Annotated in this window: 20 protein-coding genes; 18 read left to right on the top strand and 2 right to left on the bottom strand. The window is 46.8% G+C overall.

Features of this window, described 5'->3' with window-relative positions:
- The first annotated feature begins 169 nt into the window (after nt 1-169).
- The 3 genes from speB (at nt 170) to JK635_RS13220 (ending at nt 1,932) form a co-directional block, all read left to right on the top strand.
- The gene (gene speB, locus JK635_RS13230) at nt 170-1,042 is read left to right on the top strand and encodes an agmatinase (RefSeq protein ID WP_202654440.1); all 873 of its coding nucleotides are present in this window, start codon (nt 170-172) and stop codon (nt 1,040-1,042) included.
- Between the two features lie 220 nt (nt 1,043-1,262).
- Complete coding sequence (locus JK635_RS13225; RefSeq protein WP_235888091.1) at nt 1,263-1,694, top strand: YwiB family protein; 432 nt, start codon at nt 1,263-1,265, stop codon at nt 1,692-1,694.
- A gap of 58 nt (nt 1,695-1,752) precedes the next feature.
- Nucleotides 1,753-1,932, top strand: a complete 180-nt coding sequence (locus tag JK635_RS13220) for an H-type small acid-soluble spore protein (protein WP_202654439.1) — start codon at nt 1,753-1,755, stop codon at nt 1,930-1,932.
- A 255-nt stretch (nt 1,933-2,187) separates the two neighbouring features.
- On the opposite strand, the gene cls is transcribed toward JK635_RS13220, so the two are convergent.
- Nucleotides 2,188-3,432: a cardiolipin synthase gene (cls, locus tag JK635_RS13215; protein ID WP_202654438.1), complete on the bottom strand. Its 1,245-nt coding sequence runs from the start codon at nt 3,430-3,432 to the stop codon at nt 2,188-2,190.
- A 295-nt stretch (nt 3,433-3,727) separates the two neighbouring features.
- Here cls and JK635_RS13210 point away from each other — a divergent pair, with 295 nt between their 5' ends.
- From JK635_RS13210 to pyrG, 10 genes are all read left to right on the top strand, one after another.
- Entirely contained in the window at nt 3,728-5,842 is a 2,115-nt protein-coding gene (locus JK635_RS13210) for a (Fe-S)-binding protein (protein ID WP_202654437.1), read from the top strand.
- 562 nt (nt 5,843-6,404) lie between these two features.
- Nucleotides 6,405-7,595, top strand: a complete 1,191-nt coding sequence (locus JK635_RS13205) for an acetyl-CoA C-acetyltransferase (protein WP_202654436.1) — start codon at nt 6,405-6,407, stop codon at nt 7,593-7,595.
- A 126-nt stretch (nt 7,596-7,721) separates the two neighbouring features.
- The gene (locus JK635_RS13200; protein ID WP_202654435.1) at nt 7,722-8,573 is read left to right on the top strand and encodes a 3-hydroxybutyryl-CoA dehydrogenase; all 852 of its coding nucleotides are present in this window, start codon (nt 7,722-7,724) and stop codon (nt 8,571-8,573) included.
- Between the two features lie 217 nt (nt 8,574-8,790).
- Entirely contained in the window at nt 8,791-9,921 is a 1,131-nt protein-coding gene (locus tag JK635_RS13195; RefSeq protein ID WP_202654434.1) for an acyl-CoA dehydrogenase, read from the top strand.
- A 236-nt stretch (nt 9,922-10,157) separates the two neighbouring features.
- Entirely contained in the window at nt 10,158-11,297 is a 1,140-nt protein-coding gene (locus JK635_RS13190) for an acyl-CoA dehydrogenase (RefSeq protein ID WP_202654433.1), read from the top strand.
- Nucleotides 11,298-11,599: 302 nt separating this feature from the next.
- Complete coding sequence (locus tag JK635_RS13185) at nt 11,600-12,244, top strand: TetR/AcrR family transcriptional regulator (protein WP_202654432.1); 645 nt, start codon at nt 11,600-11,602, stop codon at nt 12,242-12,244.
- On the top strand, nt 12,241-15,477 hold the full coding sequence (gene icmF, locus JK635_RS13180) for a fused isobutyryl-CoA mutase/GTPase IcmF (protein WP_202654431.1): 3,237 nt from the start codon (nt 12,241-12,243) through the stop codon (nt 15,475-15,477). The genes JK635_RS13185 and icmF overlap by 4 nt, the downstream gene beginning before the upstream one ends.
- Before the next feature lie 192 nt (nt 15,478-15,669).
- Nucleotides 15,670-15,843: a hypothetical protein gene (locus tag JK635_RS13175; RefSeq protein WP_202654430.1), complete on the top strand. Its 174-nt coding sequence runs from the start codon at nt 15,670-15,672 to the stop codon at nt 15,841-15,843.
- 123 nt (nt 15,844-15,966) lie between these two features.
- Nucleotides 15,967-16,539, top strand: a complete 573-nt coding sequence (rpoE, locus tag JK635_RS13170; protein ID WP_202654429.1) for a DNA-directed RNA polymerase subunit delta — start codon at nt 15,967-15,969, stop codon at nt 16,537-16,539.
- Nucleotides 16,540-16,781: 242 nt separating this feature from the next.
- Entirely contained in the window at nt 16,782-18,380 is a 1,599-nt protein-coding gene (gene pyrG / locus JK635_RS13165; protein ID WP_202654428.1) for a CTP synthase, read from the top strand.
- Between the two features lie 433 nt (nt 18,381-18,813).
- Here the strand turns inward: pyrG and JK635_RS13160 are convergent, their stop codons facing one another.
- Complete coding sequence (locus JK635_RS13160) at nt 18,814-19,347, bottom strand: DUF2529 domain-containing protein (protein WP_202654427.1); 534 nt, start codon at nt 19,345-19,347, stop codon at nt 18,814-18,816.
- 191 nt (nt 19,348-19,538) lie between these two features.
- Between JK635_RS13160 and JK635_RS13155 the strand changes: the two genes are divergently transcribed.
- The 5 genes from JK635_RS13155 (at nt 19,539) to glpX (ending at nt 24,481) form a co-directional block, all read left to right on the top strand.
- Nucleotides 19,539-19,910 carry a response regulator gene (locus JK635_RS13155; RefSeq protein WP_202654426.1) on the top strand — a complete coding sequence of 124 codons (372 nt, stop codon included), beginning with the start codon at nt 19,539-19,541 and terminating at the stop codon, nt 19,908-19,910.
- 212 nt (nt 19,911-20,122) lie between these two features.
- Nucleotides 20,123-20,980, top strand: a complete 858-nt coding sequence (locus JK635_RS13150) for a class II fructose-bisphosphate aldolase (RefSeq protein WP_202654425.1) — start codon at nt 20,123-20,125, stop codon at nt 20,978-20,980.
- A gap of 113 nt (nt 20,981-21,093) precedes the next feature.
- Nucleotides 21,094-21,744 carry a fructose-6-phosphate aldolase gene (fsa, locus tag JK635_RS13145; RefSeq protein WP_202654424.1) on the top strand — a complete coding sequence of 217 codons (651 nt, stop codon included), beginning with the start codon at nt 21,094-21,096 and terminating at the stop codon, nt 21,742-21,744.
- 314 nt (nt 21,745-22,058) lie between these two features.
- Nucleotides 22,059-23,345 carry a UDP-N-acetylglucosamine 1-carboxyvinyltransferase gene (murA, locus tag JK635_RS13140; RefSeq protein ID WP_202654423.1) on the top strand — a complete coding sequence of 429 codons (1,287 nt, stop codon included), beginning with the start codon at nt 22,059-22,061 and terminating at the stop codon, nt 23,343-23,345.
- 176 nt (nt 23,346-23,521) lie between these two features.
- Nucleotides 23,522-24,481: a class II fructose-bisphosphatase gene (glpX, locus tag JK635_RS13135; protein ID WP_202654422.1), complete on the top strand. Its 960-nt coding sequence runs from the start codon at nt 23,522-23,524 to the stop codon at nt 24,479-24,481.
- Nucleotides 24,482-24,671: the final 190 nt, after the last annotated feature.

Raw genomic sequence — 24,671 nt, 5'->3', positions numbered from 1 at the left:
AGAACTCGGTCACGTAGAGTCATTCAGTCTACCATTAAAAGGCAAATATACAAAAAATGTGTCCACCCCACGTGGAATCGTGTCCACAGATGGTGCCTGACACCAATATTGTGACACTACTTTATCACCACTATTAACACCTATTACATAGAAAGAGAGGAATGCCGCGATGCGTTTTGATGAGGCTTATTCAGGAAATGTGTTTATTAAGAGTCATCCGAATTATGAGGAGAGTCAGGTTGTGATTTATGGGATGCCGATGGATTGGACGGTGAGTTATCGGCCCGGGTCGCGGTTTGGCCCGGCGCGGATTCGCGAGGTGTCGATTGGGCTGGAGGAGTACAGTCCATATCTTGACCGCGAGCTGGATGAAATTAAATATTTTGATGCCGGTGATATTCCGCTGCCGTTTGGCAATCCGCAGCGCAGCCTTGATTTGATAGAGGAATTTGTCAAAAAAATACTCGAAGCCGACAAGTTTCCGCTGGGAATGGGCGGAGAGCACCTGGTCTCCTGGCCGGTCATGCGGGCTGTTTATAAAAAATATCCCGATCTGGCCATTATCCATATGGATGCCCATACCGACCTTCGCGAACAATACGAAGGCGAAGAGTTGTCACATTCAACTCCAATTCGGAAGATTGCCGAACTGATGGGGCCGTCCAATGTCTATTCATTTGGAATCCGCTCCGGGATGAAAGAGGAATTTGAGTGGGCGAAGCAAAATGGCATGCACATTTCCAAATTTGAAGTGCTGGAGCCGTTAAAGGAAGTACTGCCAAAGCTGGCCGGACGCCCGGTCTATGTCACCATTGATATCGATGTACTCGATCCGTCCCACGCGCCTGGAACCGGCACGGTCGAAGCCGGCGGGATTACCTCAAAAGAGCTGCTGGCATCGATTCATGAGATTGCCCGGTCGCAAGTAAACGTGGTCGGCGCCGATCTTGTAGAGGTTGCCCCGATTTACGATGTTTCCGAGCAAACCGCCAATACGGCAAGCAAATTGATTCGCGAAATGCTGCTCGGATGGGTGAAATAGTGATGATACAATTGAGATGTCTGCTCCCAATAGGACGGACATCTTTTGTTTTATGCAGAGCTAGACCTGGACTTATACTATATTAGCGATTTCCCCCGGTATATTAGCGGAAAAATGAGTTTTATTCGCGAATTTATAGCTTTTATTAGCGAATCCAAGCAATTTATTAGCGAATCCAAAATCCAAGCAGTTTTAAAAAATAAAAAGGAAGTGCACTTTTTTGACGACAAATGAAATACCTGTAAAAATTTCCGTGAAAACCACCATAAACGATGCTGCGCCAGTGGAACTGATCGTGTTTGGCCGCTACTTTCAAAAAGAGCGGGCTGCCTATTTGCAGTATGAGGAAGTATTAGAAGAGGTAGGCACTATTCGTACCATCGTAAAAGTATCACAAGAGGAAATGCTGATTTTACGCAGCGGGGCCATTAAAATGCGGCTGCCATTTCGGCTGCAGCAGAAGCTCCCGGGCAGCTATGAGCTATCGCTGGGGGCATTTGAAACGGCCACATTGGCGAAAAAAATGGAATTCACCTCTCAGGAAAATGGCAGCGGCCAAATCGATATCATCTATGATTTCGAGATGCAGGGGGCGCCCGCCGGCACTTTTCAGTTGGAAATCCATTTTCAACCGGAGCACTCGTATGAATAATATCCAAAAAAATGCAAATAGTAGTAATGTATTTTTTTGCGAGGAGTGGGCCAAATCTATGAATGTGGGAAGAGCGAAGGAAATTCTCGAGTCTGCTGACATGATTCATGTGACCTACAATGGCACGCCGGTGATCATTCAGCATGTCGATGAGAAAACGAAAATGGCGCGGATTTATTCCCGAAAAGACCCGGACAATGAACAGGATGTCCCGGTGCTCAATTTAATTGAAGACTAGAAAAGAGTCTCCGAAACCGCTCGGGGACTCTTTTCTTGGCTAATAGGAGGGGAGGTACGAAAAGTGGTTTTTCAGCCCGAAAATTAAAAATAGATAAACCCAAGAATGTTGATTTTACGGCATTCTTGGGTTTTTATTTTCGGTGTTTTTTACTCAAAAATGGACTTCCTGGACAGCTCCTCCCTATGTCGCATTAATTCAACTACGCCTCATGAACTGTCCTTACAGACTCGCCAGTCGCGAGTTTACAGTTGATTACAAAAAATAAGAAAGACAATAGGCTGTAGCTTCTTTCACCGTCCTAAGCAAATTTGGTTTTTCCAAAGTTTCCAATGACAATCGTTCGGAATCCTGAATGTCCTTTTCTAACACCGCCTTAAGGCGGGTAATAAAGACTGAATCATAGATGTAACAGTTGATTTCCTTGTTTAGGTAAAGACTGCGCTTATCAAAATTGGCAGTGCCGACGTCACAGACTTTATCGTCTACTACAAATGTTTTCGCATGATAAAAACCGTTTTTATACTGATAAACGACAGCACCCTCACGCAGCAGACGCCGAAAAAAGCGATAGGAAGCCTCCTGCACGAGCGGATGATCGGCATAGTACGGAACGACAACCAAAAGACGGACACCCCGCTTTAGCGCCGCCAGCAATTCATCCAAAATCTCGCGGCTGGGAATAAAATAAGGCGTGCCAATGATGATTTCCTTTTCTGCCATTCGGATTAATTCAATAAACTGTTTTTCCAGCTGATTGGCCTCCGTTGCAATGAATTGGTGGCGACTGGCGCCCATTCTACATCCCAAAGGAAAGGTAAGCTCTGCCGCTGCTTCCCAATTGACGGCCATACCGACAGGTCCAGGCCAGCTAAGAAAAACATCTTCACTCGTCGCGTGCTGCCAATCTAGCAAGAACTCTTTTTGTAACTCGTTTACACCTTCACCGCTGATTTTTACATGATAATCCCGCCATGGCCGCAGCTTCGGCGGGCCAGCGTCGATATATTCTTTGCCAATATTAAATCCCCCAAGATAGCCGATGTTCTCATCAATGACGGATATTTTTCGATGGTTCCGCACCTGGGCTGAATAAAACAAAAAGGGCAATTTTACAGGAGCACTAAAAGCCACTTGCACACCCGCCTGCCGTAACTCCTTCACAACTGCTTGTTTCACCTTGAGGCAGCCGAGCCGATCAAGCAGCAGCCGCACTTCGATCCCTTCCAGTGCCTTTTCTTTTAAAATCGTCAGGAATTCCTTGCTGATCGCATCATTTTTAACAATGTAAAATAAAACATGAATCTGTTTTTTCGCCTGCCGCAAACTGTTAAAATAATCGTGAATCAGCTCTTTACCATTCGTAAAAATTTCAAAATTGCTGTGGAGAAACGGGGTTTCCCGTTTCGAAACACGCGAAAGATGCTGCTTTCTTCCCAGGCTAAAATCAAGAATGAGCCAGATCATGATAAGAAATATGCAAATACCCAATACCTTCATTAGGAATTCCCCCAATCAGTGGAATTAGTTTTTCCAAGGCAGCCATTTTCTATAAGTGAGGAGAATCTTGCAAAAATAGGTTGACTGAGCGACCTTTCATACTATAATAGAGATAAGTATATTTCTGAAAATTTGGTATTTACATAATTTTTTTAAAAGAATTTAAAAGTATAAAAATAGATTGACTGAATGCTCATTCATTATATAAAATAGAAACAAGCTTAGTTCAGAAAATTAGCCATTTTCTACAACTTAAAAAGATTATAGCGGAGGATCAAACGAAAGGAGCATTTTCATGAATGGTCTACTATGGGTTAACCTCATTGCGTTTCTCGCCGTAACCGCTTACGCTGTGAGCCTGTTCACCTATGTTGTCAAAACCCGGATTGAATATATTAAGCTTGGGAAAAAGACGGAGTTTGACAACAATGTAAAGGAACGGCTGCGTAAAATTTGGGTTATGGTTTTTGGCCAAAAAAAGCTGTTAAAGGATAAAAAGAGCGGCGCAATACACGTCATGTTCTTTTACGGCTTTATTCTTGTGCAATTTGGCGCGATTGATTTCATTTGGAAGGGGATTAAACCGGGTTCCCATCTGCCGCTGGGCCCGTTGTATCCAGCTTTTACCTTCTTCCAGGAAATTGTCACATTAATGATTTTAGTCGCGGTTGTTTGGGCTTTCTACCGTCGTTACATTGAAAAATTGGTTCGCCTAAAGCGTGGCTTTAAAAATGGGCTGGTATTGATTTTTATCGGCGGCCTGATGCTTTCCGTCCTGTTAGGAAACGGTGCCGGCATCATCTGGCACGGTGAGGATCCGTCATGGACTGAACCGGTTGCTTCGGTCATTTCAATGGCTTTGGCGGGAGTCGGTGAAACGGCTTCAATTGTGATTTTCTATATCGCTTGGTGGTTCCACCTATTATTCCTGCTTTCCTTCCTGGTCTATGTGCCGCAGGGCAAACACGCCCACTTAATTGCCGGGCCGGCGAACGTTTATTTAAACCGTTTAGAAAATCCCGGTAAATTATCAAAGATTGATTTTGAAGATGAGTCACAGGAATCCTTTGGAGTAGGAAAAATTGGAGATTTCACCCAGCTGCAAATGGTTGATTTTTACGCCTGTGTGGAGTGCGGCCGCTGTACCAACATGTGTCCGGCAACTGGCACTGGAAAGATGCTGTCACCGATGGATTTAATCCTGAAAATGCGTGACCACTTGACCAATTATGGTGCTGCCGTGACGTCGAAAAAGCCGTGGGTGCCGACATTTGCGTTTAACCATACACAAGGAAACCAGCTGGCGATCGCGGCTGCCGCACAAGGAGTACAGGAATCGGCGGCCTCTGCCGTGTACAGCCCGAGCCTGATTGGCGATGTCATTACCGAAGAGGAAATCTGGGCGTGCACCACCTGCCGCAACTGTGAAGATCAATGTCCGGTCATGAACGAGCATGTTGAAAAAATCATCGACCTGCGCCGTTATCTGGTGTTAACAGAAGGAAAAATGAACCCGGATGCCCAGCGTGCAATGACCAACATTGAACGTCAAGGCAACCCATGGGGCTTGAACCGCAAAGAGCGGGAAAACTGGCGCGAGCTTCGCGAAGACGTGGAAGTCAAAACGGTAAAAGAAATGAACAAAGCCGGTGAAGAGTTCGAATACCTCTTTTGGGTTGGTTCGATGGGTTCTTTTGACAACCGCAGCCAGAAGATTGCCTTGTCATTTGCCAAGCTATTAAACGAAGCCGGCGTGAAATTTGCTATTCTTGGCAACAAAGAAAAGAACTCCGGCGACACTGCACGCCGCCTTGGCAACGAGTTCCTGTTCCAGGAATTAGCAACGAAAAACATTGAGGAATTTGAGAAAGCGGGCGTAAAGAAGATCGTCACCACTGACCCGCATGCCTATAATATTTTCAAAAATGAATACCCTGATTTCGGATTGGAGGGTGTCGAGGTCTATCATCATACGGAAATTCTCTATCAGCTTGTCCGTGACGGCAAACTCGTTCCGAAGCATGCCGTCAATGAAACGATTACGTTCCATGATTCCTGCTATTTAGGACGCTACAACGAAGTGTACGATCCGCCGCGCGAGATTTTAAAAGCGATTCCAGGAGTGAAGCTTGTAGAAATGGAGCGCAACCACGACCGAGCAATGTGCTGCGGCGCTGGCGGCGGTCTGATGTGGATGGAAGAGGATACCGGTCAACGGATCAATGTCGCACGGACCGAACAGGCGCTGGAGACTCATTCCACGATGATCAGCTCCGCCTGCCCATACTGCTTAACAATGCTGTCTGACGGAACGAAAGCGAAGGAAGTGGAAGACAAGATCAGCACTTACGATGTCGCTGAGCTTCTCGAAAAAGCTGTCTGCGGTGAACCAGCAACAATTGCAGGGTAACGTGCTCCTAGCTGGGTGCCAGGCAGTGGCAATTAGCGGATAACAGTGATCAATTGGCGGGAGGGCTTCGTCAATTGTCGGGAGATGCACTCCAATTGGCGAAAAACCTTCGTCAATTGGCGGGAGACACACTCCAATTGGCGAAAAACCTTCATCAATTGGCGGGAGGCACACTCCAATTGGCGAAAACACGCCTCTAATTAGCCTAAGAACCTATCAATTATTACAATAGCAGAGGTTGAAAATAAAATTTTGGAATTTTATGAAAAACAATTCAACTTCTGCTATTTTTTGTGTAAAATAGAAATGTGCATAAAACGCTTTCATTGCGTATTTTACGTGGGCTGGGAATCTGGGTCTGCGTTCGTTTTTTGCTTCCTATTGAGCGAGCGTTCAGTCGCTCGGTAAACCATAGCTTTTATAGCTAATGGAAAAATGTCTGATGAAAGCACAATTCTTTCTAGCAAACTTCGCCTCTGTCGTCGCTCTTTGGGTTCGTCAGCTGGCGAGTTTCTATATAAACACACCTGACTAAATATTGGCAAAAGGGGGACTTTTTTGAATGGGGAGAACAGTTATTTTAAGCGGAGTTCGAACACCGTTTGGCAAATTCGGCGGGGCCTTGAGCAGCCTTTCCGCCGTTGAACTTGGGGGGATCGCCATTAAAGCAGCGCTAAAAAGGGCTGATGTGGCGCCAAAAGATGTTGGTGAAGTTATTTTTGGAACCGTTTTACAAGGCGGGCAAGGGCAAATTCCGTCGCGACAGGCTGCCCGGAACGCTGGATTACCATGGGAAGTAAAGACAGAAACCATCAACAAGGTATGTGCCTCGGGCTTACGCAGCGTGACCTTGGCGGATCAAATCATCCGCCTGGGTGAGGAAGAAGTGATTGTTGCCGGGGGTATGGAATCGATGAGCAACTCCCCGTATTTTTTACCAAAAGCAAGATGGGGCTTAAGGATGGGCGATGCGGCTGTGAAAGATTTAATGATTCACGACGGTTTAAGCTGCAGCTTCACCGGGGTTCACATGGGCACATATGGGAACTCAACCGCTGAGGAAATGGGACTCAGCCGCGAAGCCCAGGATGAGTGGGCATTTAGGAGTCACCAACGGGCACTTGCCGCCATCGAGAGCGGCAAATTTGCCGAAGAAATTGTTGCTGTTGAGGTACCGCAGCGCAAAGGTGCCCCGGTAATCGTCGAGCATGATGAATCGCCACGGAAGGATACATCCCTAGAAAAGCTGGCAAAGCTGGAACCGGCTTTTAATGGTGAAGGGACCATTACCGCCGGAAATGCCCCCGGAGTGAATGATGGGGCCGGTGCCCTGGTGCTCATGAGTGAGGAGCGGGCGGCGCGTGAAGGCCGCAAGGTGGAGGCAGTGATTATCGGGCAGGCGGCGGTCGCCGTGGAGGCAAAGGACTTTCCTAAGACACCGGGCTTCGTCATCAATGAAATTTTGCGAAAAACCGGCAAAAGCCTGGCAGATATCGATTTGTTTGAAATTAATGAAGCATTTGCCGCTGTCACGTTAGCGAGCAGTCAAATCGCCGGATTGGATCCGGAAAAAATTAATGTCAATGGTGGCGCTGTTGCTCTCGGACATCCGATCGGTGCAAGTGGAGCAAGAATTATCATTACATTAATCCATGAATTGAAGCGACGCGGCGGCGGGATCGGGATTGCCGCGATCTGCTCCGGCGGCGGCCAGGGCGATGCCGTGATGATTGAGGTACCAAAGGGGCAATAGTGAACGTACTGGTACCGATATTTGTCTATTTGTCCAAAACGTTTGAAAAAATGTCCAAAACCACCCAAAAAATGTCCAAAGCAATTTTTTAAATATCCAATCACTAAAAACAGAGGGGGGAGCAATATGACAGTTGAAAAAGTAATGGTAGTCGGAGCAGGGCAAATGGGCTCGGGGATTGCCCAGGTTTGTGCTCAGGCAGGTTACAAGGTACTGTTAAATGATTTGAAACTGGAATTTGTTGAGCGTGGGCTTAGAGTGATCAACAAAAATTTAACCCGCAATGTCGACAAGGGCCGCCTTACAGAGGAGCAAAAACAGGCAGTATTAAATAACCTGACTCCATCTATCGATTTACAAGACGCGAGCGAAGTCGATCTTGTTATCGAAGCAGCGGTGGAAAATATGGAGATCAAGGCAAAAATCTTTGCTCAACTGGATGAGATTGCCCCGGAACATACGATTTTGGCAAGCAACACCTCGTCATTGCCAATTACGGAAATTGCCGCGGTAACAAAGCGCCCGGAAAAAGTCATCGGGATGCACTTTATGAACCCGGTGCCGGTGATGAAGCTGGTGGAAATTATCCGCGGCTTAGCAACGGCTGACGAGGTATATCAGGTGATTGAAGATATGACAAAAACGTTAAACAAAGTGCCGGTGGAAGTGAACGACTTCCCGGGATTTGTGGCTAACCGCGTGTTAATGCCGATGATCAATGAAGCGATTTATACCTTGTACGAGGGCGTGGCCACGAAAGAAGCCATTGATGAAGTGATGAAGCTCGGCATGAACCATCCGATGGGGCCATTAACATTAGCTGATTTTATCGGGCTGGACACCTGCTTATATATTATGGAAACGCTCCATGATGGCTTCGGCGACGATAAATACCGCCCATGCCCGCTGCTGCGCAAATATGTCAAGGCAGGCTGGCTTGGCAAGAAGACCGGACGCGGCTTTTACGTCTACGAATAAAGCTGCTTTATCTGCAGAAATGATTTAGTCAGCGGAAATCTGGATTATATTAGCGGATCTGGGTCAGATATCGGCGGTTTCGGGTCATATTTCGACGATTCAATGCCGGATATCGGCGAATTGCTACTACATATCGGCGATTCAATATCAGATCTCGGCGAATTGCCAATCGATATCCGCGAATCAACAAAAACTATCCTCTGAAGGGGAGACCAACATGAATCTTACTTTTACAGAAGAACAACAGATGATGCGCAAAATGGTGCGTGATTTTGCTCAGGCGGAAATCGCTCCATTTATCGAAAACATGGAAAACGGCGAATTCCCTCGTGAGATTCTCCGGAAAATGGGGGAGCTCGGTCTGATGGGGATCCCGATTCCAGAGGCTTATGGCGGGGCGGCAATGGATTTCACCTCCTATATTATCGCGATCCATGAGCTTGCCAAGGTGAGCGCGACGATGGGGGTGATTCTTTCCGTGCACACATCGGTCGGCACGAACCCGATTGTTTATTTTGGCACCGAAGAGCAGAAACAAAAATACGTGCCGAAGCTGGCAGCAGGCGAGTACTTAGGCGCTTTTTGCCTGACCGAGCCAAGTGCTGGGTCGGATGCCGCCAGTCTGAAAACACGAGCTGTCCGCGATGGTGATGAGTATGTATTGAACGGCTCGAAGCTGTTTATCACGAACGGCGGTGAAGCGGATGTCTATATTGTTTTTGCTACGACCGAACCGCAACTGGGCACCAAAGGAATTGTTGCTTTTATTGTCGAAAAAAACACCCCTGGCTTATGTGTAGGCAAGGATGAAAAGAAACTGGGCCTGCACGGTTCAAGAACGGTCCAGTTGACATTTGACAATATGCGTGTACCGAAAGCTAATCTGCTTGGCAAGGAGGGGGAAGGTTTTAAAATTGCCATGGCCAACCTTGACGCCGGCCGCATCGGGATTGCTGCGCAGGCGCTCGGTATTGCCGAAGCGGCGCTCGATGCGGCCACTGCTTATGCCAAAGAGCGATATCAATTTGGTAAACCAATCGCCGCCCAGCAAGGGATTGCCTTTAAGCTAGCTGATATGGCGACAAGTGTTGAAGCAGCAAAATTATTAGTCTATCGCGCCGCCGATCTACGCTCTCATGGTCTGAAGTGCGGAATGGAAGCTTCAATGGCAAAATTGTTTGCCAGCCGAACAGCAGTAGAAGTGACGACCGAAGCGATTCAAGTGTTCGGAGGCTATGGCTACACGAAGGATTACCCAGTAGAGCGCTATTTCCGCGATGCTAAAGTAACGGAAATTTACGAAGGCACGAGCGAAATCCAAAGAATCGTCATCAGCAAGCATTTGTAAAACAAACTGCTGATTTCTAGCAGATTGCCAACTTTTGAATAATCCATTAGCAATTTCGCAAAAAAATCATTCAAATTCGTAAAAAAGTCTTTGAGATACGTAAAAACAAACTGCTGATTTCTAGCAGATTGCCAACTTTTGAATAATCCACTAGGAATTTCGTAAAAAAGTCACTCTAATTCGTAAATAATCCACAACATTATGTAAAAAAACATTCACAAAGGGGGGTTCACCCAGTGAACTTTAAATTAACAGAAGAACATGAAATGATTCGGAAAATGGTGCGTGATTTTGCCAGAAACGAAGTTGCCCCAACTGCAGCGGAAAGAGACGAGCAAGAGCGCTTTGACCGCGAACTTTTTGACAAGATGGCAGAGCTTGGCTTGACGGGGATTCCTTGGCCGGAAGAGTACGGTGGTATTGGCAGTGATTACCTTGCTTATTGTATTGCTGTCGAGGAGTTATCACGCGTGGATTCATCGATCGGTGTGACCCTTTCTGCCCACACTTCACTGGCCAGCTGGCCGATCTACAAATTTGGCAGCGAGGAGCAAAAGCAGAAATACCTTCGTCCGTTGGCGGAAGGCAGCAAAATCGGTGCCTACGGCTTAACGGAGCCGGGCAGCGGTTCGGATGCCGGCGGAATGCGAACAACGGCGAAACTCGATGGCGACCATTATGTCCTCAATGGCTCGAAAATTTTCATCACCAACGGTGGTCAGGCGGATATTTACGTCGTCTTTGCCTTAACCGACCCGAGCAACAAGCAAAGAGGAACAACGGCATTCATTATCGAAAAAGACTTCCCAGGCTTCTCGGTTGGCAAAAAAGAAAAGAAACTGGGCATTCGTTCCTCGCCGACAACGGAAATTATTTTTGAAGATTGTAAGGTTCCGGTTGAAAACCGTCTCGGCGAAGAAGGGCAAGGCTTTAAAATTGCCATGATGACCCTTGATGGCGGGCGCAACGGGATCGCTGCCCAAGCAGTCGGAATTGCTCAAGGTGCGCTGGACGCCGCTGTCGAGTATGCAAAGGAACGCCATCAATTTGGCAAACCAATCGCCGCCAACCAAGGCATCAGCTTCAAGCTGGCCGACATGGCAACAGCGGTTGAAGCTTCAAGACTATTAACCTATCAGGCAGCCTGGCTTGAATCAAACGGGCTTCCGTACGGCAAAGAATCAGCGATGTCGAAGCTGTTTGCTGGCGACACTGCGATGAAGGTGACGACCGAAGCGGTGCAAATCTTTGGCGGCTACGGTTATACAAAGGATTACCCGGTTGAACGCTTCATGCGTGATGCCAAGATTACACAAATTTATGAGGGCACTCAGGAAATCCAGCGTCTCGTGATTTCCCGGATGCTGACAAAATAAACGAACAGCGCGGGGCTGGAAAAAAGGATTCGCCACCTCAGTTGGGCGGAAACCTACACGATGCGCGGTGGGAAAAGTGATCCAACCTAGTCTTATCTAACCAAGCCACTTTGTGGTAGAAAAAGTGATCACAACCTAGTTTTGCCGTAACCCAGACAACTTCTGGCGGCGATTTTTCTAACCAGCCATCCGGCATCCGAAAACTCACAAAAAAACAAAACAAATTTCCCTGACGATGCTTTTTTTCCAAAAAGAATGGCGGTTGTCAGGGATTGCTTACTTTGAACAAAGGCGGTAGATGCATGAGTAAACGGGAAGTTCAGGCCTCGGTCAAGGATGAACGCCTTGTGCAGAAGCGACGTGATCAAATGATCAAAGGGGCTGTGCAGCTATTTAAAGAAAAGGGATTTCACCGAACAACCACAAGGGAGATTGCCAAGGCGGCTGGGTTCAGCATCGGTACATTGTACGAATATATTCGGACCAAGGAGGACGTCCTGTACCTTGTTTGTGACAGTATTTATGATCACGTCAGCGAGCGCCTGCAGCAGGATCTTGAGCTCAAGCAGGGGACATTGGAAAGTCTGAAACTTGGGGTGGCCAATTTTTTCCAAGTAATGGATGAGATGCAGGCCGAGGTGCTGGTCATGTATCAGGAAGTGAAATCACTGTCAAAGGATGCCTTGCCCTATGTATTAAAAAAGGAAATGGAAATGGTCGGCATGTTTGCAGACCTGCTGCAAAAATGTGTCGAAAACGGTGAATTGGAATTAACAGAGCCACAAATTCAAATCATTGCCCACAATATTTTCGTCCAGGGGCAAATGTGGGGCTTCCGCCGCTGGGCCTTACGAAAGTTATTTACGCTTGATGAATATATTGAACGGCAGACAGAACTGTTGCTGGCCGGTTTACGTCAGTTTCAACCAAAAGGGGGAGCAGGATGAAAAAATATCAGCCGAAACACCATATCCGCTTTGTAACGGCGTCAAGCCTGTTTGACGGCCATGATGCCTCCATCAATATTATGCGGCGCATTCTTCAATCGAGTGGTGCAGAGGTCATTCACCTCGGTCATAACCGTTCGGTTGAGGAGGTTGTCAATGCCGCGATTCAAGAGGATGTTCAGGGAATTGCGATTTCCTCGTATCAAGGCGGCCATGTTGAGTATTTTAAATACATGTATGACTTATTGCAGGAAAAAGGCGCGCCGCACATCCGCATCTACGGCGGCGGGGGCGGTGTGATCATTCCAAAAGAAATCAAGGAATTGCATGATTACGGGATCGCCCGGATCTTTTCGCCGGATGACGGCCGCGAAATGGGTCTCCAGGGGATGATTGACCTGATGATCGAGGAATGTGATTTTTCCACGGTCAGCGGCGACGTTTCTGAGGAGATTGAAAAGTTACCGACTGGCGATGTTAATGCGATTGCCAAACTGATTACCTTAGCTGAGCTGCATGTTGAGCAAAATGCCGAAGCCGCCAGTACGCTGGAAAAAGTGAAGCAGCTTGAGAAGGCCGTCCCGGTTGTTGGCATTACCGGAACCGGCGGCGCTGGAAAAAGCTCACTCACAGATGAGTTAATCCGCCGCTTTCTCAATGAATTCCCAGGGAAAAAGGTAGCGATTCTGTCGGTTGACCCGACGAAACAAAAAACTGGCGGCGCGCTGCTTGGCGACCGGATCCGGATGAATGCGATTTTTTCACCCAATGTGTATATGCGGAGTCTGGCTACAAGGGCATCAAGAAGCGAATTGTCACTGGCAATTCAAGATGCCGTCGCGGTGGTGAAAGCCGCCGGCTTTGACCTGATCGTCGTGGAAACGAGCGGCATTGGCCAAGGAGATGCGGCCATCACGGAAATCTGCGATGTATCGATGTATGTGATGACCAGTGAGTTTGGCGCACCGTCACAGCTGGAAAAAATCGATATGATCGACTTTGCCGATTTGATTGTGATCAATAAATTCGAGCGCAAAGGTTCGGAGGATGCCAAGAACCAAGTGCAAAAGCAATACCAGCGCAGCCACATGCTGTTTGAAAAGGATCTGTCGGAAATGCCGGTGTATGGCACGATTGCCAGTCAGTTCCACGATCCGGGGACAAACGCCCTGTTTGCCGCGCTGATTGAAAAAATCAATGAAAAAGCGGGAACTGATTGGGTGACTACTTTTAGCAAGAATGCTGCTGTTGAAAAACAAAATGTGATCATTCCAGCGGAACGCCGTTATTACTTGCGAGAAATATCCGAGACAGTCCGCCATTATCACAAAAAAGCGGAAGAGCAGGCGAACCTCGCTCGGAAACTGTTCCAGCTTGAAGGAGCGATGGCGGCGGTCAAGGATCAGCCCGAGGTGGTTGCCGCCTTGGAGGCCGTCAAGCAGGAAACCGAAGCAAAGCTCTCGCCGGAGTCGAAAAAGATTCTTGACGGCTGGGAAGCGACCAAGGCTGCTTACAGCGGTGACCAGTTTGTCACGAGAATCCGCGATAAAGAAATTATGACCGTGTTAAAAACAAAAAGCTTATCCGGTCTTGATATTCCTAAGGTGGCGTTGCCGAAATATAAGGATTATGGTGAAATCCTCCGCTGGGTGTATCGCGAAAATGTTCCCGGCTCCTTCCCGTATACAGCAGGGGTTTTTCCGTTTAAGCGCGAGGGCGAGGACCCGAAACGCCAATTTGCCGGCGAAGGGACACCGGAACGGACGAACCGCCGTTTCCATTATTTATCAAAGGATGACCCGGCTAAGCGCTTGAGCACGGCCTTTGATTCGGTCACCCTTTACGGAGAGGATCCGGATTACCGCCCGGATATTTACGGGAAGGTCGGCGAGAGCGGTGTCAGCGTTTGTACGCTGGATGATATGAAAAAACTGTATGACGGCTTTGATCTCTGCCACCCGTCGACATCGGTTTCGATGACGATAAACGGACCGGCGCCGATTATTTTGGCGATGTTTATGAATACGGCGATCGATCAGCAGGTGAAGAAGAAAGAGGCCGAGCTGGGCCGGTGTCTGACCGTCGAGGAGTTTAACGACGTCAAGGCCTATACGCTAAGAACCGTCCGCGGTACCGTCCAGGCTGATATTTTAAAAGAGGACCAAGGCCAAAATACCTGCATTTTTTCGACCGAATTTGCACTGCGGATGATGGGCGATATTCAGCAGTACTTTATTGACCACCAGGTGCGCAATTATTATTCAGTGTCGATTTCCGGCTACCATATTGCTGAAGCGGGGGCGAACCCGATTTCGCAGCTGGCATTTACGCTGGCCAACGGTTTTACGTATGTTGAGTATTATTTAAGCCGCGGTATGGATATTGATGATTTTGCGCCGAATCTGTCGTTCTTCTTCTCGAACGGTCTCGATCCGGAGTATACCGTGATCGGAAGGGTGGCGCGGCGCATTTGGGCCACGGTGATGCGCGAAAAATACGGCGCCAATGAGCGGAGCCAGAAGCTGAAGTACCATGTGCAGACATCGGGTCGCTCGCTGCACGCCCAGGAAATTGATTTTAACGATATCCGGACCACGTTGCAGGCGTTGATGGCGCTGCATGATAACTGTAACTCGCTGCACACCAATGCCTATGACGAGGCGATTACCACACCAACGGAGGAATCGGTGCGCCGGGCGATGGCAATTCAGCTGATTATCACGAAGGAGCACGGCTTAACCAAAAATGAAAATCCGCTCCAAGGGTCGTTTATTATCGAGGAGTTGACCGACCTTGTCGAGGAAGCGGTGCTGCAGGAATTTGACCGCCTGAATGACCGCGGCGGTGTCCTCGGGGCGATGGAAACCCAGTACCAGCGCGGAAAAATTCAGGAAGAGTCAATGTATTATGAAATGAAAAAGCATAGCGGGGAACTGCCAATCATCGGCGTTAATACCTATTTGAACCCGAATCCGCTGGCTGCGGAAGAGATTGATAAGATGGAGTTGGCCAGAGCCACGAAGGAAGAAAAGGAGCTGCAGATTCATAATTTACGTGCCTTCCAGGAAAAACATGCTTCTGATGCCCCGGCAGCGTTGAACCGGTTGAAGGAGACAGCGGTGACGGGCGGCAATATTTTTGCGGAATTAATGGAAACCGTCAAGGTCGCCAGCCTTGGCCAGATTTCCCGGGCCCTTTATGAGGTCGGCGGGCAGTACCGCCGGAATATGTAGGAGGCGCGGCACACCAGCTTTTATCAAGCGAGCGGGATGATAAAATAGATAGAAAAATAGAAGCGATAACGGTTAAAATTTTTTCATAAAAATACAATGGTGTTAAAAGCCATTGTATTTTTATGTTAAAATGTCATATAGAATGATAAACTAAGCGGACAAACATCCATGGGTATGGCAGGTGGTCAACGTATGAAGCTCAGTCACATGATTATTATTTTACTTGTTTTTGCCTGGCCATTGTATTACTTGTACGAACGGCAATTAGGAGCGATTTCTTTTCTATTGTTGGCCATTTTCTTTCTGGTGGTTTCGATCAAAGAATACAAAAAGTTTCGCGAACAAAAAGAAAAGGAAGGCGAGTAAAATTTTCGTACAAACTGCGGTTTGAACTAGCATAAACAGAGGGAATTTGTTTATAATGGTGAATATGCATTTGGGTAAATATTTAAATAATGCCGTGTTAAATAGAGAAAGGAAGTGCTGTACTTGAGTCTAGCACAATACTCAAAAGAGGAGTTATTAGAGTTATCCCTCATCGAAATGGCGTATGAATTTTTAAAAGACAGCAAACAGCCGATTTCGTTTCTTGACTTAGTCAAGGAAATTTCGGCAGCTGCCGGTATTTCTGAACAAGAAATGCGGTCTCGTCTGTCACAATTTTACACAGACATCAATGTCGACGGCCGGTTTCTTTCATTAGGTGAAAACCGCTGGGGACTTCGGGTTTGGTATCCTGTTGATACACAGGAAGAAGAAGTGGTGACCGTGGTGAAGCCGAGGAAGAAGAAGGCGAAGAAGGTTGTCGATGACGAAGATCTGGATGTTTACGATGAAATCGATGACGAGGACTATGATGACATTGATGAATTCGATGATGAAGATTTGGTCGAAGACGACGAAGATTTTGATGACATCGATAGTGTTGATGATTTTGACGAAGACGAAGAAATATTGGATGATGATGAAGCCTTCGACCTCGATGAGGATGAAGAAATTGATGAAGAACTCGAGCTTGATGATGAAGAGTTGGAAGAAGAGGAAGAGGAGGAAGACCTGTAATTTTTTTGCCTTGACTTTTCTCACGTCAACTTGTATTATCTTGTTTGGGCTCCTTAAAAAAGGACAATTCGTATTTATCAACAATACGCTCCCTTACAATATGTAAAGTGGAGCGTTTTTTTATGGGAAAAACTCCGTTTTCGTGGGGTTTTTTCATTTTACACGAGCGGAAAAGGTTTTTTTCGAAAAATGCCCTTTAACAATTTAAATTATGTACAAACTGTAACAGAGGGGGAATTTGTATGACAAAGTATATTTTTGTAACCGGCGGTGTTGTCTCATCGCTTGGAAAAGGAATTACGGCGGCTTCCTTAGGCAGATTATTGAAAAATCGGGGGTTAAGTGTCACGATTCAAAAATTTGACCCATACATCAATGTCGATCCGGGAACGATGAGCCCGTATCAGCATGGTGAGGTGTTTGTCACTGATGACGGCGCGGAAACCGATTTGGATTTGGGCCACTATGAGCGCTTTATCGATATTAATTTAAACAAATATTCTAACGTGACAACAGGAAAAATCTACTCTTCGGTATTGCACAAAGAGCGCCGCGGCGACTATTTAGGGGCAACCGTTCAAGTGATTCCGCATATTACCAATGAAATCAAGGACCGTGTCTTCCGCGCCGGCAGGGAAACAAATGCCGATGTCGTGATTACCGAAATTGGCGGAACTGTCGGTGACATCGAGTCGCTGCCGTTTCTAGAGGCAATTCGCCAAATCAAGAGCGATATCGGCCGTGACAATGTGATGTACATCCACTGTACGCTCGTTCCTTATATTAAAGCTGCCGGCGAGATGAAGACGAAGCCAACCCAGCACAGTGTCAAGGAATTGCGCAGCCTCGGAATTCAGCCAAATATTATCGTCGTCCGCACGGAAATGGAGATTTCGCAGGATATGAAGGATAAAATTGCTCTGTTCTGTGATATTGATGCTCGTTCTGTTATCGAATGCCGCGATGCCGACACCTTGTATTCGATCCCGCTTGCGCTGCAGGAGCAGCATATGGATCAAATTGTCTGTGACCACTTGAAATTAGTCACCCAAGACCCTGACATGACGGAATGGAAGGCCTTGGCTGATAAGGTACTAAAGTTGTCAGGAAAAACCCGTATTGGTCTTGTCGGGAAATATGTTGAGCTCCAAGATGCTTATATTTCCGTAGTTGAGGCTTTGAAGCACGCCGGTTATGCGTTTGATGCTGATGTCGAAGTGAAATGGATCAATTCCGAGGACGTAACCCGTGAAAATGTGGCCGAACTACTGAACGATGTTGATGGCGTTCTCGTTCCCGGCGGTTTTGGCGACCGTGGCATTGAAGGGAAAATTGAAGCGACCCGCTATGCCCGCGAGATGAAGAAACCGTTTCTGGGGATCTGTCTCGGAATGCAGCTGGCGACGATTGAGTTTGCCCGTAATGTGCTAGGCTATCATGATGCTCATTCTTCCGAATTTGTTCCGGATACCAAGCATCCGCTGATCGATCTGCTGCCGGAGCAAAAGGATGTCGAGAATATGGGTGGAACGTTGCGTTTGGGCCTTTATCCATGCCGCCTGGCTGAGGGCACAAAGGCATTTGCCGCCTATGGTGAAAAAGTGGTATATGAGCGCCACCGCCATCGATATGAATTTAACAATCACTATCGTCAAGAGATGGAAGAGGCCGGCTTTGTATTTTCAGGAACCAGCCCGGACGGCCGTTTGGTGGAAATCATCGAGCTGAAAGATCATCCGTGGTTTGTTGCCTCCCAGTTCCATCCGGAGTTCGTCTCCAGACCAACGCGTCCGCAGCCGCTATTCCGTGAATTTATTCATGCAACAATTAGTGGAAAATAAGATTTGAATATCGGCCAGTTCCCCTCATTATGGGGGAACCGGCTTTTTTTGAAGGAATTTATTTTTTGGAAAAATTGGAAATATAATTAGTGTAGATATCCGCCGAAAAAGTGTAGATATTTTTGTCATAATTTACGTAGATAAAACAGGTCCCAAAGATGCCGCAAGATGTCAAAGTATTTAGACTGGCAGACTTGGGATAGGTCTACTTGCCCGAAATTAGAAAAAATAACTTATTGGGTAAGCTAGAAGCAGTCTACTTGCCCGAAATCAGGAAAAATAACTGTTTCAGTCAACTAGAGGAGGTCTACTTGCCTGAAATTAAGAAAAAAGCGCTAATTGGGTTAATAAGAGCGGCCCTACTTGCCTGAAATCAAGGGGAACCCCCTATTGGGTCAACTAGGGACCAGCTAGATCAAAAAAAAGAACACAATCACAGCTCGTACTCTTCCAAAATCTCATCAATCGTAAATTTTAAACCGTAATAAGCATATAGCCCGGCCATCGCCGCCGGATAACCGACCCGTCCGCCAAATTCATCGGGAATCAGGCCCATCTTCAGCCCTAAATCGATATGCACATCCGCTATTTCAGCCAGCCCGCTGTAGCCCTCTGCGTCCAGCACCGTCGAAACAGCAACAAACGGGATGTTTTTTCCTTGAAGCTCCCCGGCAACACGCAAGGCCGCTTCATCAGTGGAATTCCGCGAAAAAATAATCACCCTGTCGGCTTCGGTTAACTCCGAAACAGTCGAGTCGTCCAACCGTTTCGCCGAATTCAACGGCTCAGCCCCTTCAAGAGCCTCCAACTCGACCGCTTTCATTTCAGCGACTCCATAAATATAAATCGAGCCGTCGCCGGCAGGCGCCTGTGCGAGCAGACGTGCCCCATCTTCAAAGGAAAATTCCGCTGTATCAGCAATCCTTTTAAATAAACCAGTTAGCTGGGTAGTAAACATTTTTAACATAAAAATCCTCCTTCATTTGCTATCTGAATTATAAGCTTTCCTCCTATAAAAGAAAAACAGACAGCAATTCCTCAAAATAAATGATCACATGACAGAAATTAGCAGGAATTCTTTCAGACAAAGTAGAATAATAGCATGTATAATGGGGGATTTAAAGGTTTTATCTTAGTAAATTGGGGAGAGGTGGAAGGATGAAAGGGAATATTTTAATTGTCGACGATCAATTTGGTATTCGGATCTTGCTAAATGAGGTACTTCAAAAGGAAGGATACAAAACGTTTCAAGCAGCAAATGGAGTTCAGGCGCTTGATATCGTGACCAAGCATGCCCCGGATCTTGTCCTCTTGGACATGAAAATACCAGGGATGGACGGGATTGAAATTTTAAAACGAATGAAGGTTATCGATCCGGACATTCGTGTGATCATCATGACCGCCTATGGTGAGCTGGATATGATCCAGGAAGCAAAAGATCTGGGCGCCATTACCCATTTTGCCAAACCATTTGACATTGATGATATCCGTACAGCCGTAAGGAAATATATCCAGCAAAAAGCAAACTAGGATTCCAAATTTAAGTGGATCCGCTTTCATTATGACAGTTTGAAAAACTGTGCCCGATGAATGGTATTTCTGTTTTTGATTTGATATGATACATATGACTTTTAATTGGCGATGTACGGTTCTCAATACATAATTGACAATTTAGTAGGAAACCATTTAGATGAACTACTCAATTGAGAAGGGACATCGACCTAATTTAAGGAGGAATCATAATGCCTTTAGTTTCAATGACAGAAATGCTGAAAAAAGCAAAAGCGGAAGGCTATGCTGTTGGGCAGTTTAACATTAATAACCTGGAATATACCCAGGCGATTCTGCAAGCAGCAGAGGCAGAAAAATCACCGGTTATTCTTGGTGTCTCTGAGGGTGCAGGCCGTTATATAGGCGGTTTCAAAACCGTTGTAAAAATGGTTGAAGGATTAATGGAGGATTATAAAATTACTGTTCCTGTGGCGATTCACCTTGACCATGGTTCAAGCTTTGAAAAATGTAAAGAAGCGGTTGATGCTGGCTTTACTTCTGTAATGATCGATGCTTCGCACCACCCTTTTGAAGAAAACGTCGAGATTACCTCAAAGGTAGTAGAATATGCTCATGCCAAAGGAGTTTCCGTTGAAGCAGAACTTGGCACTGTCGGCGGACAAGAAGACGATGTAGTCGGTGAAGGCATCATTTATGCTGATCCTAACGAATGTAACGAGCTGGTTAAGCGAACTGGCATTGACTGCTTGGCTCCTGCATTAGGCTCTGTTCATGGTCCTTACAAAGGCGAGCCAAAACTGGGCTTCAAAGAGATGGAAGAAATCGGCAATATCACTGGTGTGCCATTAGTCCTTCATGGTGGTACTGGAATTCCGACAAAAGACATTCAAAAAGCGATTTCACTTGGGACAGCAAAAATTAACGTCAATACTGAAAACCAAATTGCTTCGGCAAAAACAGTTCGCGAAGTGTTGGCAGCCAATCCGGAGATGTATGATCCACGTAAATACTTAGGACCTGCACGCGAAACGATTAAAGAAACCGTTATTGGCAAAATTCGCGAGTTTGGCTCCTCACAAAAAGCGTAATTGTTGGTGTCAGGCACCATTATAAAAAGCGAACCGCCCTATTTAAAAAGGGCGGTTTCCGTGTGTTCGAAAGTTTTACCTTTCATTTCAATAAAAAAATTGGAGGGAATGTCATGAAATTTTTTATTGATACAGCTAATTTGGATGAAATACGCGAGGCTCATGAACTTGGCCTGCTTGCCGGAGTAACGACTAATCCTTCACTGGTAGCGAAAGAAAAAGGCGTTTCGTTCCACCAGCGGTTAAAGGAAATTACCAGCCTCGTATCAGGCTCTGTCAGCGCCGAAGTGATTGCACTGGATGCCGAAGGAATGATTAAAGAAGGACGCGAATTGGCGGCGATCGCTCCCAATATTACCGTAAAAGTTCCGATGACGCCGGATGGGTTAAAGGCCGTTCATGCCTTGTCGCAAGAAGGCATCAAAACAAATGTAACGTTAATTTTTAACGCCAACCAGGCACTTTTGGCAGCAAGAGCAGGGGCAACCTATGTCTCCCCATTCCTTGGTCGATTGGATGATATTGGGCAAAACGGCTTGGATCTGATCTCCACCATTTCCGAAATTTTCGCGATCCATGGAATTGAGACGGAAATCATCGCTGCTTCGATCCGCCACCCAATGCATGTCACCGAAGCAGCATTGCGCGGAGCCCATATTGCGACCATTCCGTACAAAGTATTAATGAGCTTGACGAAGCATCCATTGACAGATAAAGGAATTGAGGCATTCTTAAAAGACTGGAATTCCCGGACAGAGGCCTAAAATAGTACAGATTTTTCCATTTTCGCGAAATTTTTTTCAGATTGATACATGAAAATGAAATTTTCGTGTAAACTATAAGTTAGACAAACTGTCGGAATTTCGGTATGATGGTTGGAAAAATATACCTGAAAGCTGTTTAAAACCAGATTTTTTAGCTAATAAGAAAGAATAAGCTTTCTTAAGCACACGTGTAACTACGCTTCTGGCTTTGCCCTTAGGGACTCACCAGTCGACTAGTGCACTAAAAAATAGGGTTCTAAACGCTGTAAGCCTGCAACAATCTGTTTTAATATAGGCTTAGAAGGGAGTCGAAAATGGAAAAGCTTAAAATTGCGGGCGGATATTCGTTAAAAGGAACCGTGCGTGTCAGCGGTGCTAAAAATAGTGCCGTTGCACTCATACCCGCCACTATTTTAGCAGAATCACCGGTAACGATTGAAGGGCTGCCACATATTTCTGATGTGGAAATCTTGAAAGACCTGCTCGAAGAGATTGGCGGGAGGGTAAACATTAACAGCGAAGAAATGACGGTGGACCCTTCCACGATGATTTCCATGCCGCTGCCAAATGGCAAGGTCAAAAAGCTGCGTGCCTCCTACTACCTTATGGGTGCGATGCTCGGCCGTTTCAAAAAGGCGGTCATTGGTCTGCCCGGGGGCTGTCATTTAGGACCGCGTCCCATCGATCAGCATATTAAAGGCTTCGAAGCCCTTGGTGCTCAAGTGACCAATGAACAGGGGGCAATTTATCTGCGGGCTGATGAGCTTCATGGCGCCCGGATTTACCTTGACGTTGTCAGTGTTGGCGCGACGATTAATATCATGCTGGCGGCGGTCCGGGCAAAAGGCCGGACGGTGATTGAAAATGCTGCCAAGGAACCGGAAATTATTGATGTTGCTACCCTGCTGACGAATATGGGGGCGAAAATTAAAGGAGCCGGAACCGATGTCATCCGCATTGAAGGGGTTGAAACCTTGAACGGCTGCCGTCATACCATCATTCCCGACCGGATTGAAGCAGGTACATATATGATCCTTGCGGCAGCCATGGGCGAGGGTGTGATCATTGATAATGTCATTCCTCTCCATTTGGAATCGGTGATTGCCAAACTGCGTGAAATGGGCGTCTTCGTGGAATCAGGCGATGATCAAATCTTTGTCAAAACAGTGCCGAATTTAAAAGCGGTTGATATTAAAACGCTCGTATATCCGGGATTTCCCACTGATCTGCAGCAGCCGTTTACCACGCTGTTAACGCGTGCTGCCGGATCGAGCGTAGTTACCGATACGATTTATGGTGCCCGTTTTAAACATATTGATGAGCTCCGAAGAATGAATGCCAATATTAAGGTCGAGGGACGATCGGCGATCATCAATGGTCCCATTCAGCTGCAAGGGGCTAAGGTGAAGGCCAGTGACCTTCGGGCCGGGGCGTCACTATTCATTGCCGGACTCATGGCTGAAGGAATTACCGAAGTGACCGGACTTGAGCACATCGACCGCGGCTACAGCGACCTGGTAGAAAAATTGAACGGTCTCGGTGCCACGGTATGGCGGGAAGCTTTGACAAAAGATGAGCTGGAACACATGAAAAATATTTAGTCAAGCGGAAGCGATCGGCTAAAGCGGCGGATATCTTACCGCTATAGCTGAAGCTAACGCTTTTTGGCATGCATGCCGATAGATTGCTAACGCTTTCTTCAGAAAAACACATAGACAGAGCATGTTCAACAAACCTCTTTTTGACGAAAAGAGAAAAAATGGGAGATGGAAAAGCGATGGAAAGAAGTTTGACGATGGAGCTAGTCCGGGTGACGGAAGGGGCTGCTTTGGCCTCTGCACGCTGGATGGGACGGGGGAAAAAGGACGAAGCCGATGATGCCGCAACAACGGCGATGCGGAATGTCTTTGATACGGTGCCGATGAAAGGAACGGTTGTAATTGGCGAAGGGGAAATGGATGAAGCCCCGATGCTCTATATTGGCGAAAAGCTGGGAACCGGCTATGGACCGCGTGTCGATGTTGCCGTAGACCCGCTTGAAGGCACCAATATTTTAGCCTCCGGCGGCTGGAACGCCCTGGCTGTTCTTGCCGTTGCCGATCATGGGAATTTACTGCATGCTCCGGATATGTATATGGAAAAAATTGCTGTTGGACCGGAAGCGGTAGGCCTGGTGGATATTAACGCCCCTATCCTGGATAACTTAAAGGCTGTTGCCAAGGCAAAAAATAAAGATATCGAAGACGTCGTGGCCACGGTTTTAAACCGTCCGCGTCATGAGCATATTATTGCCCAGCTTCGTGAAGCCGGTGCGAGGATTAAATTGATCAATGACGGTGATGTCGCCGCAGCGATTAACACGGCGTTTGACAATACCGGTGTTGACATTTTATTCGGCACTGGCGGCGCGCCAGAGGGTGTCCTTTCAGCCGTCGCATTAAAATGTCTTGGTGGCGAACTGATGGGCAAACTAATCCCACAAAATGATGCGGAACTGGAACGCTGCAACAAAATGGGCTTGGATGTCAACAAAGTATTGCGCATGGAAGACCTGGTGAAAGGCGACGATGCCATTTTTGCCGCCACTGGTGTAACCGACGGCGAACTATTGCGCGGTGTCCAATTCAAAGCATCCTTCGCTTCGACACATTCTATCGTCATGCGGGCTAAGTCAGGAACCGTCCGCTTCATCGAAGGGCGCCACAGCTTAAAGAAAAAACCAAATTTAGTGCTCTAAGACGATTAGGTGTCAGGCAGCCATTTTGGTGCCTGACACCGATTAAAAATAAATAATAGACTCCGATTTCTCCCAGGGAGAACTCCTTCCAGATCTAAAAATTCCATTGATTAACATAAAGCCTGTTCGCATCGGCCAAAGGGATGAACCCTTAGTATTAAAGGATTTTGGCTTTGTCAAAAATATAGTT

The organism is Neobacillus paridis (assembly GCF_016765675.1).
GTDB lineage: Bacteria > Bacillota > Bacilli > Bacillales > Cytobacillaceae > Neobacillus > Neobacillus paridis.
Note: the sequence above shows the minus strand (reverse complement) of the source record. Positions and strands in the feature narration are given on the sequence as shown.